This is a genomic window from Salinisphaera orenii subsp. orenii MK-B5, assembly GCF_003788635.1.
Classification (GTDB): domain Bacteria; phylum Pseudomonadota; class Gammaproteobacteria; order Nevskiales; family Salinisphaeraceae; genus Salinisphaera; species Salinisphaera orenii.
In genome coordinates this window covers 46,474-60,736 of the sequence record NZ_AYKH01000004.1, presented here as the reverse complement: position 1 = coordinate 60,736, position 14,263 = coordinate 46,474, and the positions used below count along the sequence as shown (strand labels likewise).

16 protein-coding genes are annotated in these 14,263 nt (G+C 69.3%); 11 read left to right on the top strand and 5 right to left on the bottom strand.

What is annotated here, in order from left to right:
* Nucleotides 1-100 precede the first annotated feature (100 nt).
* The 8 genes from SAOR_RS03345 (at nucleotide 101) to arsH (ending at nucleotide 5,958) form a co-directional block, all read left to right on the top strand.
* Nucleotides 101-1,201, top strand: a complete 1,101-nt coding sequence (locus SAOR_RS03345) for a permease (RefSeq protein ID WP_123630214.1) — start codon at nucleotides 101-103, stop codon at nucleotides 1,199-1,201.
* A gap of 83 nt (nucleotides 1,202-1,284) precedes the next feature.
* On the top strand, nucleotides 1,285-1,605 hold the full coding sequence (locus SAOR_RS03340) for a DUF202 domain-containing protein (protein WP_123630213.1): 321 nt from the start codon (nucleotides 1,285-1,287) through the stop codon (nucleotides 1,603-1,605).
* Nucleotides 1,606-1,609: 4 nt separating this feature from the next.
* Nucleotides 1,610-2,287 carry an HAD-IA family hydrolase gene (locus SAOR_RS03335; RefSeq protein WP_123630212.1) on the top strand — a complete coding sequence of 226 codons (678 nt, stop codon included), beginning with the start codon at nucleotides 1,610-1,612 and terminating at the stop codon, nucleotides 2,285-2,287.
* A gap of 225 nt (nucleotides 2,288-2,512) precedes the next feature.
* Nucleotides 2,513-3,043, top strand: coding sequence for an arsenate reductase ArsC (locus SAOR_RS03330; protein ID WP_123630211.1), 531 nt, complete (start codon nucleotides 2,513-2,515; stop codon nucleotides 3,041-3,043).
* On the top strand, nucleotides 3,040-3,426 hold the full coding sequence (locus SAOR_RS03325; RefSeq protein WP_123630210.1) for a metalloregulator ArsR/SmtB family transcription factor: 387 nt from the start codon (nucleotides 3,040-3,042) through the stop codon (nucleotides 3,424-3,426). Before SAOR_RS03330 ends, SAOR_RS03325 begins: the two co-directional genes overlap by 4 nt.
* Before the next feature lie 26 nt (nucleotides 3,427-3,452).
* On the top strand, nucleotides 3,453-3,875 hold the full coding sequence (locus SAOR_RS03320) for an arsenate reductase ArsC (protein WP_123630209.1): 423 nt from the start codon (nucleotides 3,453-3,455) through the stop codon (nucleotides 3,873-3,875).
* A 51-nt stretch (nucleotides 3,876-3,926) separates the two neighbouring features.
* A complete protein-coding gene (locus SAOR_RS03315) occupies nucleotides 3,927-5,222 on the top strand; it encodes an arsenic transporter (RefSeq protein WP_123630208.1) in 1,296 nt (431 codons plus the stop codon).
* Nucleotides 5,223-5,256: 34 nt separating this feature from the next.
* Entirely contained in the window at nucleotides 5,257-5,958 is a 702-nt protein-coding gene (gene arsH, locus SAOR_RS03310; protein ID WP_123630207.1) for an arsenical resistance protein ArsH, read from the top strand.
* Between the two features lie 371 nt (nucleotides 5,959-6,329).
* Here arsH and SAOR_RS03305 read toward each other — a convergent pair whose 3' ends face one another.
* The 3 genes from SAOR_RS03305 to SAOR_RS03295 all read right to left on the bottom strand — a co-directional run bounded on the left by SAOR_RS03305 (nucleotide 6,330) and on the right by SAOR_RS03295 (nucleotide 8,185).
* Nucleotides 6,330-6,650 carry a putative PII-like signaling protein gene (locus tag SAOR_RS03305; protein WP_123630206.1) on the bottom strand — a complete coding sequence of 107 codons (321 nt, stop codon included), beginning with the start codon at nucleotides 6,648-6,650 and terminating at the stop codon, nucleotides 6,330-6,332.
* The gene (gene crcB, locus SAOR_RS03300; RefSeq protein ID WP_425472092.1) at nucleotides 6,647-7,051 is read right to left on the bottom strand and encodes a fluoride efflux transporter CrcB; all 405 of its coding nucleotides are present in this window, start codon (nucleotides 7,049-7,051) and stop codon (nucleotides 6,647-6,649) included. Before crcB ends, SAOR_RS03305 begins: the two co-directional genes overlap by 4 nt.
* Before the next feature lie 75 nt (nucleotides 7,052-7,126).
* The gene (locus SAOR_RS03295; RefSeq protein WP_123630205.1) at nucleotides 7,127-8,185 is read right to left on the bottom strand and encodes a YeiH family protein; all 1,059 of its coding nucleotides are present in this window, start codon (nucleotides 8,183-8,185) and stop codon (nucleotides 7,127-7,129) included.
* A gap of 109 nt (nucleotides 8,186-8,294) precedes the next feature.
* On the opposite strand from SAOR_RS03295, the gene SAOR_RS03290 reads away from it, so the two are divergent.
* From SAOR_RS03290 to SAOR_RS03280, 3 genes are all read left to right on the top strand, one after another.
* Nucleotides 8,295-9,218 carry a LysR family transcriptional regulator gene (locus tag SAOR_RS03290; protein ID WP_123630204.1) on the top strand — a complete coding sequence of 308 codons (924 nt, stop codon included), beginning with the start codon at nucleotides 8,295-8,297 and terminating at the stop codon, nucleotides 9,216-9,218.
* Between the two features lie 61 nt (nucleotides 9,219-9,279).
* Nucleotides 9,280-9,852 (top strand): PRC-barrel domain-containing protein, encoded by a 573-nt coding sequence (locus tag SAOR_RS03285; protein ID WP_123590497.1) that lies wholly within the window; start codon nucleotides 9,280-9,282, stop codon nucleotides 9,850-9,852.
* A 234-nt stretch (nucleotides 9,853-10,086) separates the two neighbouring features.
* Nucleotides 10,087-10,806, top strand: coding sequence for a DsbA family protein (locus SAOR_RS03280; protein WP_123590498.1), 720 nt, complete (start codon nucleotides 10,087-10,089; stop codon nucleotides 10,804-10,806).
* 448 nt (nucleotides 10,807-11,254) lie between these two features.
* Here the strand turns inward: SAOR_RS03280 and SAOR_RS03275 are convergent, their stop codons facing one another.
* Both SAOR_RS03275 and SAOR_RS03270 read right to left on the bottom strand, forming a co-directional pair.
* Nucleotides 11,255-12,736 (bottom strand): DUF3482 domain-containing protein, encoded by a 1,482-nt coding sequence (locus SAOR_RS03275; RefSeq protein WP_123590499.1) that lies wholly within the window; start codon nucleotides 12,734-12,736, stop codon nucleotides 11,255-11,257.
* 1 nt (nucleotide 12,737) lies between these two features.
* Entirely contained in the window at nucleotides 12,738-14,153 is a 1,416-nt protein-coding gene (locus SAOR_RS03270) for a DUF2868 domain-containing protein (protein WP_123590500.1), read from the bottom strand.
* Between the last annotated feature and the right edge of the window lie 110 nt (nucleotides 14,154-14,263).

The window sequence follows — 14,263 nt, the reverse complement described above, 5'->3', positions numbered from 1 at the left end:
CCGAACGACCCTCGTAAGAATCCGGATTGATCCCACCCCCGGGGCGACGGCTACGGTCGAGTTATCGATTTCATGCATTGCATCCGACGACGAGGCACCTATGGATCTCGTTTCCATGGCAGGCGACACGCTCTACACCATCGCGGGGATGGGCTGGAAGATGCTCTGGGCGCTGGTCCTCGGCTTCGCGATCTCCGGCGCGGTGCAGGCGTTCGTGCCCAAGCGCCGCATGGCGCAGGTCATGGGCGACGACGGCCCCGCCTCACTGGCGCGCGCGGGCTTTTTCGGCGCGATCAGCTCTTCGTGCTCCTACGCCGCGGCGGCGATGAGCCGCAGCGTCTTTCTACGCGGCGCGCACGTCACCGCGGCCCTCGCCTTCATGATCGCGGCCACCAATCTGGTCGTTGAGCTGGGCTTCGTGCTCTGGTCGCTGATGGGCTGGCAGTTCGTGGTCGCGGAGTTCGTCGGCGGCGTGGTGCTGATCGCGATCATGGCGCTGCTGATGAAGGCGTTCGGCCCGATCGCGGCCTTCGAGCGCGTGCGCGCATCGGAATCCGATGACCAGGCGGATGATGCCGGCGATGTCCCGAGTCCGTTGAGCCTCGACGGCTGGCGCACGGCCGCGGCGCGCTTCGCCATGGACTGGTCGATGATCTGGAAGGACATCGTGATCGGCATCGTGGTTGCCGGCACCATCGCCGTCTGGGTGCCGCAGAGCTTCTGGCAGGCGGTGTTCCTGTCCTCCGGCGACGGCGTGAGCTGGCTGCAGATGATCGAGAACGCGCTGGTCGGACCGCTGGTCGCGGTGGTCAGCTTCGTCTGCTCGGTCGGCAACGTGCCCATGGCCGCAGCCCTGTTCAACGGCGGCATCTCCTTCGGCGGCGCGCTGGCCTTCATCTACGGCGATCTGATCGTGATCCCGATGCTGCTGGTCTATCGCCGCTATTACGGCACGAAGCTGGCCGCGCAGCTCGGCGTCCTGCTGTATGTCGCGATGGTGCTCACCGGCTTTCTGATCGACGTGGTCTTCACGCTCGCCGGCTGGGCGCCGGATGCGGCCGCGACCGGCGTCGGCTCGATGGAGTTCTTCAAGCTCGACTACACCTTCTGGCTGAACCTCGTGTTCGGCGTCGTGGGCCTGGGACTGTGGTATCTGTCGCGTCAGGCACCGGCAGCGCACTGCGCGCACCACGGGCACTGAAGCGGGGGACGGCCGAGGCCGTTCAAGGAACCGAAAACGTACGGATCGTACAATGGCGTCTCCGCCTCGCCATCGTCACGCCGTTGAAACGCCGCCGCAGCCCCTACGACGCCATCGACCCCGCCCAGCTGATCGCGCGCGACTGGCTGGCGCTGTCGCGCTCGCGCCTGGCCAACGAGCGCACGCTGCTGGCCTATATCCGTACCGCCGTGGCCCTGGCCGGGCTGGGCGCGATCGTGGCGAAGTGGTTCGAGCACGACGCCGCGCTCGCGGCCGCGATCGTGATGGTCGTCGCCGGCGTGCTCACGGCGCTGTTCGGCGTTCTGCGCTTTGCCACCGAGGAGCGCCGCCTGCGCCCGCTCGAACGCCGCGCCGAAAACGACGACCACCCCGGTCCCGGCTGAGCCCATGTCCGACCGCGACGACGCCCGCCCGTTCGACGGCGTGATCTTCGACTGCGACGGCACCCTCGTGGACAGCGAGCTGCTCAACGCCCAGGGCGTGGCCGACCTGTTCGCGCACGATCACGGCATCGAGCTCGATGCCGCGGCGATCGAGGCCGAGTTCCGCGGTGGCCGCTTCGAGACCATGATCGACACCCTGGCCGCGCGCCACGGGGTACGCGTGGCCGACGACTTCACGCCCCGCTATCGCGCCTACATGATCGAGCTGTTCGGCCAGGCGCTGCAGCCGATGCCGGGCGTGCACGCCGCGATCGAGGCGATCGCCGAGCGCGGTCTGGCGCTGTGCGTGGCCTCCAGCGGCCCCGAGAAGAAGCTGGCCGCCGCCCTCGCCGCCACCGATCTGGCCGGCTATTTCGGCGACGCCGTATTCAGCGCCTACCCCCTCGGCGTCTGGAAGCCCGAGCCGGACCTGTTCCTGCACGCCGCCGATGCGATCGGCGTCGCCCCCGAACGCTGTGCCGTGATCGAGGACAGCGACGCCGGCGTCGAGGCCGCGCGGCGTGCCGGCATGCGCGTGTTCGGCTACGACCCGCACGGCGCGATCGGCGCCCATCCCCAGGCCGTGCTGACGCGTTTTTCCGACTATCGCCGCCTGCCCGATCTGCTGACCGCCGGGGCGTAGCCCCACTCACGCTTCGCACGCCCGCGCGTTGAATCGGCGCCCGGCCACTGCATCGGCCCGTACGGTGGCACGGCTATCGCGGCGCCCTGCCCGCGTGCGTGCCGTCGCCGATTCGTGCCGCCAGCCCTTGAGAAAACCCGCGCTACGCGCGCTTCGACCTCTCGCTGCTTGCAATATTCGATATTTCATATATTCTAAATTTCGAATATACGGAGAGCCGCATCCATGAGCGATACCGATCGAACCTATAACGTGCTGTTCCTGTGTCGCCACAACAGCGCCCGGAGCATCTTCGGCGAGGCGCTGCTCAACAGCCTCTCGCAGACGTCCCTGCGCGGTTTCAGCGCCGGCAGCGAGCCGGGCGAACACATCCACCCGCTCGCCGCCGAGCTGCTGGCGTCCATGCAGATCGCCGCCGACGCGCTCTACCCGAAACACTGGGACGTGTTCACGCGCGACGACGCCCCGGCGATGGATTTCGTGTTCAGCGTCTGCGACGTGACGCTGGGCCAGACCTGCCCGACCTGGCCCGGGCACCCGGTCACGGCGCACTGGGGCATCGACGATCCGTCCCAGGTTGAAGGCGACGAGGCAAAGCGCCGGCAGGCGTTTCGCAAGGCCTTCTATGCCATGCGTGCGCGTATCCAGCTGTTCGCCAATCTACCGATCGCCTCGCTCGATCGTATCCGGCTGCAGTCGGAAGTCGATGCGATCGGCCGTATGGAATCGACCGATGACGCGGAGGCCGACGCATGAGCGCGTCCGCCGCGACAGAACATTCGGCCGTCGCGCCGGCGCCGGAAGCCGTCTTCCAGGCCCTGGGCGACAGCACGCGCCTGCGCTGTCTGGCGCTGATCGTCACCCACGGCGAGCTGTGCGTCTGCGAACTGGTGCACGCGCTGGAACTCTCGCAGCCCAAGATCTCGCGCCATCTCAAGCTGCTGCGCGAGGCGGGCCTGGTGGCCGATCGACGCGAACGCATCTGGGTGCATTACCGCCTGGCCGACACCCTGGCCCCATGGACACGCACAACACTGGACGCCGTGGTCGCCGAACACGCCGACAGCCCGCCGTTCGCCGATGACGCCCGCCGCCTGGCTCATATGCCCGACCGCCCGGACGGGCGCTGCAGCAACTGATTCGCCCCGTTGTTCAAGGACTTTCGATGAATATTCTCTACCTGTGCACCGGCAACAGCTGCCGCTCGCAAATGGCCGAAGGCTGGACCCGGCATCTGGGCGGCGACGCGATCGCCGTACGCTCGGCCGGCCTGGAGGCCCACGGGCTTAACCCGAACGCGGTCGCGACCATGGATGCGGCCGGCGTGGATATCTCGGGCCAGCAGTCGGCGATCCTGGCCGACGCCGATCTCGACTGGGCCGATCGGGTGATCACGGTCTGTGGCCATGCCGACGAACACTGCCCGCTCTTGCCGCCCGGCACGAACAAGCAGCATTGGCCGATCGACGATCCGGCCGGGGCGACTGGCAGCGACGCCGAGGTCGCCGCCATATTCGCAGATACGCGCGATCGCATTCGCGAGCACGTGCGTGCCCTGCTCGCCGAGCAAAGCGCCACGTCCCGCTAGCCCGGCCCCGGGCCGCGCCGCGGCCCGATCTATCGCTGCCCAGGATCGCTCATGACCGTCATCGCCATTCTGATCTTCGTCGCCACGCTCACGCTGGTGATCGCCCAGCCGCGCGGGCTGGGCATCGGCTGGAGCGCGGCGGCCGGCGCGATCGTCGCACTCGCCACGGGCGTGGTCGGGTTGTCCGACGTGGCCACGGTCTGGGGGATCGTCTGGAACGCGACCTTCACGTTCGTGGCGATCATCCTGATCAGCCTGACGCTGGACGAGGCCGGGTTCTTCGAATGGGCGGCTCTTCATGTGGCCCGCTACGGCGGCGGGCGCGGCCCGCGCCTGCTGGTGCTGGTCATGCTGCTGGGCGCGCTGGTCTCGGCGGTATTCGCCAACGACGGGGCGGCGCTCATCCTCACGCCGATCGTGTTCGAGATCCTACTCGCGCTCGGGTTTTCGGCCGGCGCGACGCTGGCCTTCGTGATGGCCGCCGGCTTCATCGCCGATACCGCCAGCCTGCCGCTGGTGATCTCGAACCTGGTCAATATCGTCTCGGCGGATTTCTTCGATCTCGGCTTCGGCCGCTATGCGGCGGTGATGACGCCGGTCTATATCGTCTCGGTGATCACCTCGATCGGCGTGGTCTATGCCTATTTCCGGCGCGAAATCCCGGCGCGATTCGACCCGAGCGACCTGCGCGAGCCGCAGTCCGCCATCCGCGACCCGGCCGTGTTCGCCGCCGGCTGGTGGGTGCTGGGCCTGCTGCTGGTCGGCCTGTTTGTCGCCGAGCCGCTGGGCGTGCCGGTGAGCGCGGTCGCGGCCATCGGCGCCGCCGTGCTGCTGGCGGTCGCCGCCCGCGGGCACGTGGTCGACAACATGAAGGTCATCCGCGGCGCACCGTGGGATATCGTGGTCTTTTCGCTGGGCATGTATCTGGTGGTCTACGGCCTGCAGAACGTGGGCCTGACCGCCCAGCTCGCGGGCGTGCTCGATCTGCTGTCGAACCAGTCGCTGTGGGTGGCGACCGTCGGCACCGGCTTCCTGGCCGCCTTCCTGTCGTCGATCATGAACAACATGCCCACGGTGCTGGTGGTGGCGCTTTCGATCGATGCCAGCCAGGTGAGCGATCTCACCCAGCAGGCGATGATCTATGCCAACGTGGTCGGCTCGGATCTCGGGCCCAAGATCACGCCGATCGGCAGTCTCGCCACCCTGCTCTGGCTGCACGTACTCGCCCGCAAGGGCCTGACCATCGGCTGGGGCCAGTATTTCCGGATCGGCATCGTGCTGACGGTGCCGGTGCTGCTTGTCACCCTGACCGCGCTGGCCGGCTGGCTGGCGGTGCTGGGTCAGTGACCTTCCCCGATCGCGAACCGATACCGACACGCCCATGAACGACCTGCCGAATCTCGAGCCACAACACCTGACCGTGCGTGAAGACGCCACGCCCGCCAGCAGCGATCATGCACCGCGCATCCTGCTGCTCTACGGCTCGCTGCGCGAGCGCTCCTACAGCCGGCTGCTCACCGAGGAAGCCGCCCGCCTGCTCGAGGCGTTCGGAGCCGAGACGCGCATCTTCGACCCGCACGGCCTGCCGCTGCCCGATGACGGGGACGCCGAGCATCCGAAGGTCGCCGAGTTGCGCGAGCTGTCGTTCTGGTCGGAGGGCCAGGTCTGGTGCAGCCCCGAGCGCCACGGCAATGTCTCCGGCGTGTTCAAGTCCCAGATCGACTGGCTGCCGCTGTCGATCGGCGGCATGCGCCCAACCCAGGGCCGCACGCTGGCGGTGATGCAGGTCTGTGGCGGCTCGCAGTCGTTCAACGTGGTCAACACGCTGCGCGTACTGGGGCGCTGGATGCGCATGGTCACCATCCCCAACCAGTCGTCGGTGCCCAAGGCCTTCAACGAGTTCGACGAGGCCGGGCGCATGCACCCCTCGCCCTACTACGACCGCGTGGTAGACGTGATGGAGGAACTGGTGAAGTTCACGCGCCTGCTGCGCGACCACACGGATTATCTGACCGAGCGCTACTCGGAGCGCCGCGAAAGCCCCGAAGTGCTGTCGAAGCGGGTCAACCAGAAAGCGATCTGAAGCCTGTCGGCACGTCGTCCGAACGCCGCGTCGCAGACCGCCGATCGCACCCGCGGGGCTGATTCGGCACGCGTGGCGAGCGACGTTCGAGACTCGCCACGCCCCGGGGCGCGATGGGCGGCGCGCCCCTTCGGATCAGGCGCTCATGACACCCACGAGATGCCAATCCGGCGCGTCCCGGTACGCTCGCGCAGCGCGACCGTGCGGCACTGACTTCACCTCATTCCGCCGCGGAACAGCGTTCGAATCGGGCCCGGATGGCCTGTTCGAGCCCGCCACGCTTGCCACGCGGGCGGCAAGCGGCGCCCGTCGCAGCCCGGCTTGCCGGCCGTGTGCCGCGGGCGCTCGACGCACCTCGGGTGCCGCGGCAGCTATTCGGCCGAACCGAACTGCCAGTAGTCGATGGCGCGGCGCAGACAGAACACCGCAATCTCCTCCTCCTCGACCGCGCGGATGAGCGCGTCGGCCTCGCCGCCGTCGAGCACGAACATCAGCTCCTCGGGCTCGTCGGCCAGCTCGAAGAAGTGCGCCGCGTGGGCATGGCCGCTGACCCCGGTGCCTTCGGCATCGACCCGTCGGGTCGAGCGCGTCACGCCCTGGCGGCGGGCGATGTCGGCGACCGCATCAAGCACCGGCCGACCGTCGTGTGCGCGCGAGCGCGGGGCCATGAATATCACTTCGAAACCCTTCATCGTGCGACTCCGAGCAGTTGACGCAGAATGGCCACTGTACCCAGTCCCAGCGCGGTCATGGCCAGCGAGCCGGCCACGTGCACCGCGATGCCCGCGGCGGCCCAGCCGAGGCGGCCGGCCTGGATCTGGGTGAATATCTCGGCGGAGAAGGTGGAGAAGGTGGTCAGCGCGCCGAGAAAGCCGGTGATCACCGCCAGCTTCCAGAACGCCGATAGTTCCGGCAGCGCCGCGAACACCGCGATGGCGATCCCGATCAGCCAGGCCCCGAGCAGATTCGCGGCCAGCGTGCCCGGGGGCAGGTTCGGAAAGAGTGCGTTCAGACCCAGGCCCAGCGCCCAGCGCAGATTGGCGCCACAGGCCGCGCCCAACGCGATCGCGAGCATCGAGACCGGAATCGACATCGCTTCACCGTCGAGAATCGAATCGACCGGCGATTAAATCAGAGCGTCGGCCCGTGCGCGAGCGCCGGCAGCGGCTCAGCTGACGATCAGCGCCCCGCCCAGCGCCAACAGACTGATCCAGACCGCCACCAGCGCGCCCAGCGCCAACGGCCGCCAGCCGAGCCGCGCGACCGCGACCAGACGCGTCTGCAGGCCCATGGCGACCATCGCCGCGGCCAGCAGCGCCGAATCCACCGCCACGAGACCGTCGCGCAGATCCGTCGACAAGGGCAGCACCGAATTCAGTCCCACCATGACCACGAACATCACCACGAACCATGGAAACGGCGCGCGGCCCGTCGCCTTCTCCTGCCCCGATCCGCCGGCCCGGCGATGCCACCAGAACGCCAGTATCGCGCAGACCGGGGCCAGCAGGGCGACGCGCGAGAGCTTGTACAGACTGGCGTCCACGCCGGCCTGGGCATCGAAGGCGAAGCCCGCCGCCACCGCCTGGGCGACCTCGTGGATGGAGCTGCCGGCCCAGGCGGCATAGGCAGCCTCGCTCAACCCGAGATGGGCCGCAATCACCGGGTAGGCGAACATGGCGACGGTGCCGAACACGGTCACGATGGCGATCGCACAGGCCACATCCTGTTCGCGGCCCCGGATCACGCCGTCGACCGCGACCACGGCGGAGGCGCCGCAGATGCCCGTACCCGACCCCACCAGCACGCTGAGCGTATCCGGCAGGCCGAGCGCACGGCCGGCCACGACCGCCAGCGCCAGCGTGCTCGCCACCGCGAGCACGACCAGGGCCAGACCGCCGGCGCCGACGGTGAGCATGTCCTGGAACACGAGCCGGAAACCGAGCAGGACGATGCCCGCGCGCAGCAGATAATGCAGCGTCCAGCGCACCCCCGGCTCGACCGCCGCCGGCAACGACACGCACAGACGCACGCCCACACCGAAGAGAATACCGACGGTGAGCGCGCTCAGCGGCACGACCGCATTGAGCGCCGGCCAGGCGGCGACCGCGTAGGACAGCCCCGCCAGCCCGACACAGAGCACCAGCCCCGGCAGGATCGCGGGCAGCTGGGCAAACGTCCCGTCTCCGCCGCGCGGCGCTGAAAGCGCCTCCGCTCGTTTCGTCGCCATGCCGGGCTCCTGAAGAATGGAATGGCATGACCATAAAACCGGCGGTTATTATTAAAAATCGAATACTTTCTATTCCATGATTCGGCATCGCCGAATCGGGGCATCGGACATGACGACGCTTCACTTCACCCTGCGCCAGCTCGAGATATTCGCGGCGGTAGTGCGCACCGGTCAGGTCAAGCGGGCCGCCGCGACGCTCCACCTGAGCCAGGCGGCCGTCAGCCAGGCGCTGCGCGAACTGGCCGACGCTCTGGACCTCACCCTGTTCGAGCGCGACGGCCGGCGGATCGTGCCCACCGCGGCGGCGCGCCAGCTGCTGCGGCTGGCCGCGGCGCCCATGGCCGAGTTCGACGCCCTCCCCGGCCGGCTGCGGCCGTCGGCGGACAATGCCGTGCTGGCCGGCGACATCCGGATCGCCGCCTCCAGCACCATCGCCCGCTACATTCTGCCGTCGGCACTCGCCGCCGTACGCCGCGAACACCCGGCGCTCGACCTGGCCGTGATCTCCGGCAACAGCAGCCAGGCCGAGGCGCATGTGGCCGCACTCGAAGCCGATATCGGCTTCATCGAGGGCCCGCCGACACGCGACGACCTGCACGCCGCCGCCTGGCGCACCGACACGCTGCAGATCATCGCGCCGCCGGATTATCCGGTGGCCGCGGTATCGCCGACCGACCTCGCCGCCCACCCCTGGGTGGCCCGCGAGCCCGGCTCGGGCACCCGGGCGGTGTTCGAACAGAGCCTCGCTCTGGCAGGGCTGGCGGCTCCGCAGGCGCATCTGGTCATCGACGACAGCGGCGCGATCGTGCGCGCCGTGGCGGCCGGCGCCGGCCTGGCCTGCGTGAGCCGGCTGGCCGCCATACAGGCCAGCGCCAACGCCCGCGTGCAGTGTCTCGACCTGCCCGGCCTGTCGCTGCAGCGGCCCCTGTGGTGCCTGTCGCGCGCCGGCCATGCGCACTCGCCGCTGATCGAGCGCTTCCGCGCCACGCTCGACGGAGCGATCGGCGTGGACTTCGACGAATCAGACGCTTAAGCGCATGTTAATCGGCTTCGCCTAGCCTTGCGGACGTGATTTCGAGGAACCGGAGATTCCCATGAACATTCGTCGCACCACGCTCGCCGGCGTCACCGGCCTTATCTTGGCCAGCGCCGGCACGACGGCCTTCGCGGAGCAGCCGGACGGCGTCTATTCGGCCGATCAGCTGCTCGATGCCGATGTCTACATGAGCAACTCGGACGAGGAGATCGGCGAGATCGACGACATCGTGTTCGACAACAACATGACCATCAAGTCGTTCGTGGTCGAGACCGAGAACAGCTTCGGCCTGGCCGGCAAATCGTATGTCGTCGCGCCCGATCAGTTGAGCGTCGAAACCATGGAAGGCGACGAGGCCACCGAGCCCGAATACCGTGTGACGATCGAAGGCGACGCCGACACGATCTCGCAGTATCCGGTCTACAACGACAGCTGGTGGAACAACACCCAGGCCCAGGCCGTCGACGCCTGGCAGCAGACCAAAGAGAGCGCCAGCAATGCCTGGACAGAGCTCAAGGAAGGCACGAACAACCTGATCGATCGCGCCCAGGGTCAGAGCGAAGATGCGGCTGACGCCGTCGACGACTCGGCCGACGCCATGGAGAATTCCGCCGAGGACGCGACCAACTGATCGCCACACGGCGTTCCGCATGACCGGGTTGCAGGACGAGGGGCCACGGCCCCTCGTCCTTTGTGCGCGGGAACCGGCCCGCAAAACTTCCCGGAGCGCGCCGACGGGCCGTATGCCGACCGACGATCCGTGACGGCCGTTCAGGCTGCCCCGGGCGTTCTCCATCATTGATCGAACGCCGGGCCGCGGTATGATCCGGGCTGATCTTCACCCGTCGGCACAAGGAGCCGCCGCATGAGTCAGAACAACGGCCGGTCCAGTCTGTTTGGCGTGCTGTTCATGCCCGCCCTCATCCTGGGCGGACTGATCGTGCTCGCCCTCATCGTCATCAGCGTCCAGAGCGGCTCGGATACGCCCACCCGCACCGGCAACGACAACACCCGTGAGGTCGACTCCGACACGCTCGCCCGTTTCAATGAAGAGTTCGATGACCTGGGAGTGAGCGTGGGCGATGCCGATGCCCCGATCACCATCCGCGAATTCGCGGACTATCAGTGCCCGGCCTGCGCCTCGTTCGCGCCCGTCGCCAAGCAGATCCGCGAAGACCTCGTGGACGCCGGCGAGGCTCGCTTCGTGTTCTTCGATTTCCCTCTGCCGATGCACGATCACGCCCGGCAGGCGGCCTCGGCCGCGCGCTGCGCCGCGCGTCAGGACCGGTTCTGGGCCTATCACGACCGCCTGTTCGAGACCCAGAGCGAGTGGGCCCAGGCCGGCGATCCCACCAGCCTGTTCCTGGACATGGCCGTGGAGACCGGCGTCAACGCCGACCGCCTGGAGCAGTGCCTGGCCCAGGGCGCGACCGACGACGTGATCGCGCAGAATCTGGAGGCCGGCAAGGCCATCGGCCTGCGCGCCACACCGACCATCCTCGTGGGCAACCGCCTCTTCTCGGGCGGTGTCAGCTTCGAGCGCATCCAGCGGGCTGTGGATGCCCAGACCGACGGCGCGGACTGATAGCCCGACGCGGCGAGGGCCGGACCCGGTCAACGATGGCACCGCCTGCCGCGGCTTTCGCAGTCGGGATCACACCACCGCTTAGCGTCGGACGCAGTCGCCAGCGGCCAGCCGCATGACACCGCGGATCAATACGCCATCGAGAGCCGCGCAGCGAGCCGCCGACCACCGGGCCCGAGGCTGAACCGATTGCACCGCACCGGCAGGAGCGCCTGTCGGTGCAACGATGACGGCCATCTCGAAAACCATCATCGATAAGCGGACACGGGCTGGGGACGATTCCGGCATCCCGGCCCCTGAAATCGGACCTTTGTTCCATGGCGGCAACCACGAGCCACGGAACAACGTCCAAGGTCCGGATGCGCGCGGCGTCAGAGCCAGGCCTGTCGCATGAGGCGGACCGACGTTCCCCGAAAAGAGACCGTTCGCATGCCCCGGCTCCCTGCCGTTAGCAGTCGCGCTCGACGTCGGCGAGGGTATCGATCAGCGCGGTCAGCGCCTCGCCGCTGTAGACGGATTCGTCGCGATCGCGGGCCACGGCCCGAAACCAGCGCGCCAGCGTCTTCTGGCGCGCGGAGGGCATGTTCTGGGCGATGCCCTCGGCGTGCTCCAGCGTGGCCGCGAGGCGGGTTTCGCCGCGGCGGGCGTGGGCGCGCAACAGCACCTGGCGATAGCGGATCAGACTGGCATCCAGCAGCACCCAGGCGAAGTTCGGATTGCGGGGCGGACCGAGCGTGATGCGCCGGCCGCCGAAGACACCGCGCGGTGCGAAATCGAGCTTGAGCGTGGGCAGTGCTTCGCCCTTGAAGAAGGCGAGCGCGCCGCCGCCGAGCCCGCCGAGCAACGCGCCGACGCCCAGACTGTGGCCAAGCGTCATCGCGTCCACCCCGAGACCCGCGCCGGCACCGACCGCAGCCCCGACCACCGTAAGCTGACGCCGCGTCAGGCCGAGCCGGCGCCAAGTCTCGTCGCTGGCCAGATCGAGGTCGTCGCCGAAGCCGGCCCGCGCCTCGGCGCGTACCGCGTGATGGCGATAGAGATCGAGCAGCGCGTCCGCGGTCTCGCGCTCGAGTGCCGCGATCGCCTCGAAGTAATGCCGGGTCGCCCGTTCGACCGCGGCGTGCCGGTCGGCGACAGGCGTCGGCCCGTCCTCGGCGAAGCTCGCGCTCTCGCGCCGGGTGAGCGCGGCACGCAGAAACGACTGGATATGCTCGGCGGCACGCTCGCGCCGTTGGACCCATTCCGCGTCGAGCAGGGCCGTGGTGGCCTCCAGATGGTCGCGATCACGCTCGTCGATCTGATTGAGCGCGGCGAGCAGGTCGCGGCGCGCGGCGAAACGCGCCTGATGGGCATCGAAGACGCGCACGAGATTGAAGGCCTTGCCGAGATGCTCGCGCCATTCGTCCCGCTGCGGCGTGTCGCGTGCCGCGTCGTCGCCGTGCACGTTGAGTACGGCCAGCCGGGCGCGGCCGGAGAAACGCAGGATCTCGATCTCGGCGAGAAAGCTGTCATAGACCGGTACGTCCGGATCGATGACGTAGACGATCCCCGCGCCCTCGATCAGCGGTTCGAGCAGCCGGCATTCGTCCTCGAATTCGTGCGTGCCGCGATAGGCCTCGACGAAACGGCGCAGCGTCGCCAATCCCGGCGCGGTGCGCGCGTCCTCGTTGAGCGCACGGATCGCGCGCAGCGCCTCGATCGGCTGCTGGAAGCCGGGCGTGTCGATGAAGCGCAGCCGCTCGACGCCGTCGAGCACCAGCGACAGGCGCTGGCAGCGGGTGGTCTCGCCGGGCTCGGGCGAGATGCGGATGATGCGGTCATCGTCCTCCTCAAGCAGCGTCGCGAGCACGGCGGACTTGCCCATGTTGACCTTGCCCACCACCGCGAAGCACGGCACGGACGGCGTCACCCACTCGTGCGGCTCGGCCATGTCAGCGCTCCGGGGCATAAGCCGCGACCTCGGTGGCCGGATCGCGCAGGCCGTCGATGAAGGCCGTCCAGCGCTCCAGATGCGCCGGCGCCGGCGGCGCCGGCCGCCCCTCGCTACGCGCGAACACGACCCAAGTCAACGGCGTGCGCGGGCCCAGGCGCGCACGCAGACGGGCCTGCAGGCTCGCGGCCTGGCGCGGCGACAGGCCCCAGTCCTCTACGAGGAGCACGACATGGTCCGGGTCGGTGCCGAGGGCGGCTTCGGCCGCGGCTTCGGCCTCGTCGTCGAGGACATTGACCCGATGATCGGCTTCGGGATTCACGCGCAGGCCACGCAGCAGGAACCCGCGCACGTCGGCCCCGCGCACGCCATGACCGCCGACATCCAGCACCAGCGCGCCGTCGGCGGCGGCCGGGGCGACCGCCCCCCGCTCGACCGCGGTCAGGCCGCGCCAGAGTGCCCGATGCCGCGGCGCCTGGAAGTCGAGCGCGGCCAGCGCCCGCCGCTGGCGCCATTCCGTCGCCGCCAGCAGCAGAAGACGCGGCAACACGCCCCAGACCAGCAGCGCCATCAGCAGAAAGCGCCACCACGGGCCCACCACCGCCGCACCGCCCGGCACTTGCCGGACCCCTTCGGCAAAGCGTGCACGGCTGGCCTCGATGGTGGCCGGATCCGGCCGGGCGGCCGGCCAGGCCCAGGCCCAGGGCGCCGCCGCGCCCTCGACCACGCGTTCGACCAGGGCGCCGGTCTGTGGCGTGGCCTCCCAGTAGAAACGCACGTCGTAGACCAGCAGCGCCCCCGCGAAGGCGAGCACCAGACCGGTGGCGAAGCCCAGCCCGCCCCACTGCAGCGTGCCGGACAGCGCCGACGTGAACACCCGCGCGCCCCCGCTGTCGAGCAGGCGGGCATCGCGCAGGGCCGCGGTCCGCGAGGCATCACCGCCGAGCCGCCCGGCGAGCGCCGTCACCGCGCCGACCCCCGCCTCCAGCCCGGCACCCGTGCGCCGACCGGCCAGACGCGCGACCAGCACGGCGACGAATACGAGCCACGGCAGCACCAGCGTGGCACCCGCGAACACGATCACGTGCACGGCCTGCGCGTTGCCGGCCACCAGCCCGCCAATGAGCGCGAACGCGCTCACCGCCATCAGCCCGAACAGCAGCAGCCGCGCCAGCCGCAGCCCGCGCAGCCATAGCGCGCCGGGTGCGAGTGCGGCGTCGGCACGCCGTCTTTCGAGCCAGGCGCGCAGCCCGGCGCGGCGCCGCGCCCGCTCGTCGCCGCCCGGCAGTCGCGGGCGAACGTCCCGGGCGAACACCATGCGCTCATGCGGGTCGGGCGCGACGCCGCGGGCGAGCTCGACCTCGAAATCGATGAGATCCGCCAGCGTCCACCGCCCGGCGTGCGCCTCTGTCTTCATGAGGGCGAACCGTCTCCGCGGAAACCGGCAGGGGATTCAGTGCGCGAGCACGAAGAAGATGAACTCGCGGAAGACGAATGCCGCCGTGCCGCAGACGGCCAGACTGGCCA